Below are 1,400 nucleotides of genomic sequence, written 5' to 3'. Positions count from 1 at the left end.
GCGTTACGTTCTCGGCGGCATTTGCGCCGATAGCCAGAGCCGCTACGAAAGAAATTTTCGCAACATTGTTAAAACTCATTTTTTCTCCTCTTTAAATTTACGAAAATTTGCGCCGATTTAGAAAAATATTTAAATTTTGTTTTCTTTAATCCGCTCAAATTTTGAAAACGAATACTACAATCTTAAGACTAAATTTTAGATAAATTTATCTAAAATATTACTTGCTTATTCGTTATTGACAATAAATACCATAATCTGATATAATTGCCGCGCAAATTTTAGTAAGAAGGCATTAAATGGAATTTCTCAAACACAACGTCGATTACGTTATCATCGGTATTTTAGGGCTTATGAGCTTTGTCGTAGTATGGCTCACGATAGAGCGCTTGATCTTTTACGCAAACGTTAAATTTGAAAATTACAAGAATCAAGACGACTTTGAAGAGAGCGTAACTAGAAATTTAACAACGCTTTATATAGTTTATTCAAATGCTCCGTATATCGGGCTTTTGGGTACGGTCGCAGGCATCATGGTGACCTTTTACGACATGGGTATGAGCGGCGGCATCGACACTAAAAGCATCATGGTCGGCCTATCTCTCGCGCTAAAAGCAACCGCGCTAGGCCTCATCGTCGCGATACCGACGCTAATGATCTACAACGCGTTTATGAGAAAAGTGGACGTTTTAGTAAACCGCTACAAGGCTTCACGTGAGAATGCCTAAAAAAGAGGGATTAAACGTAATCCCGCTCATAGATATTATGCTCGTTTTGCTAGCCATCGTGCTTAGCGTTTCGACTTTTATCGCTCAGGGCCATATCAAAATCGACCTGCCAAACAGCGAAAGCGCGGAAAAAAAGCAAGACGAAAACGATAAAATCGCCGTTTTAATTAATAAAGATAATGAATTTTTTATAGGCGAAGAGAAAATCGCCGAGGAAAATTTAAAAGAAAAGCTAAACGAGATAAAAAACGAAACGTTAATAGAACTTAAAAGCGATAAAGAGAGCAAATTTGACTCGTTTATCAAGGTTATCGACATACTAAAAGAAAAAAATCATGAAAACTTCGCTATCACGACAACAACTGAATAGACGCGCCAGCTTTACGGGGCTTGGCGTTTCTATCCTGTTGCACTCTATCCTCATCGGATCTTTTATCAAATTTTACGACGAGCTAAAGCCGATGCCGGAAGAAAAAAGCGTCAAGATAGCGCTAAATACCTTTACGCCGCCAGCAGCTCCGCTCCCGCCAGCACCTACTCCGCCTGCCCCGCCGCCTCCGGCACCGCCTGCGCCTCCTCCGCCAGAACCCGTCGTCACGCCGCCGGAACCGCCAAAACCGGTGGAGCCGCCTAAGCCGATAGAAAAGCCAAAGCCAGTAGAGAAACCAAAACCCG

At 42.0% G+C, this 1,400-nt stretch carries 3 protein-coding genes; 2 read left to right on the top strand and 1 reads right to left on the bottom strand.

Going from position 1 to position 1,400, the window contains the following annotated elements:
• Positions 1-296: 296 nt before the first annotated feature.
• Both exbB and exbD read left to right on the top strand, forming a co-directional pair.
• Positions 297-725, top strand: coding sequence for a TonB-system energizer ExbB (gene exbB, locus Q0338_RS01680; protein ID WP_002952142.1), 429 nt, complete (start codon positions 297-299; stop codon positions 723-725).
• Positions 718-1,095, top strand: a complete 378-nt coding sequence (gene exbD, locus Q0338_RS01675; protein ID WP_298085246.1) for a TonB system transport protein ExbD — start codon at positions 718-720, stop codon at positions 1,093-1,095. Before exbB ends, exbD begins: the two co-directional genes overlap by 8 nt.
• Before the next feature lie 72 nt (positions 1,096-1,167).
• Here exbD and Q0338_RS01670 read toward each other — a convergent pair.
• Positions 1,168-1,400, bottom strand: a 233-nt coding sequence (locus Q0338_RS01670) for a hypothetical protein (protein ID WP_298085245.1), incomplete at its 5' end; no start/stop codon positions are given.

The sequence above is a fragment of the uncultured Campylobacter sp. genome (assembly GCF_938018145.1).
In the GTDB taxonomy this organism is placed as follows: domain Bacteria; phylum Campylobacterota; class Campylobacteria; order Campylobacterales; family Campylobacteraceae; genus Campylobacter_A.
The sequence above is the reverse complement of the archived record's forward strand: the minus strand, read 5'-3'. Positions and strand labels throughout refer to the sequence as shown.

Excerpts from the sequence above, each read along its gene's own strand:
- exbD (WP_298085246.1), top strand. The coding sequence starts at position 718 with ATGCCTAAAAAAGAGGGATTAAACGTAATCCCGCTCATAGATATTATG.
- exbB (WP_002952142.1), top strand. The coding sequence starts at position 297 with ATGGAATTTCTCAAACACAACGTCGATTACGTTATCATCGGTATTTTA.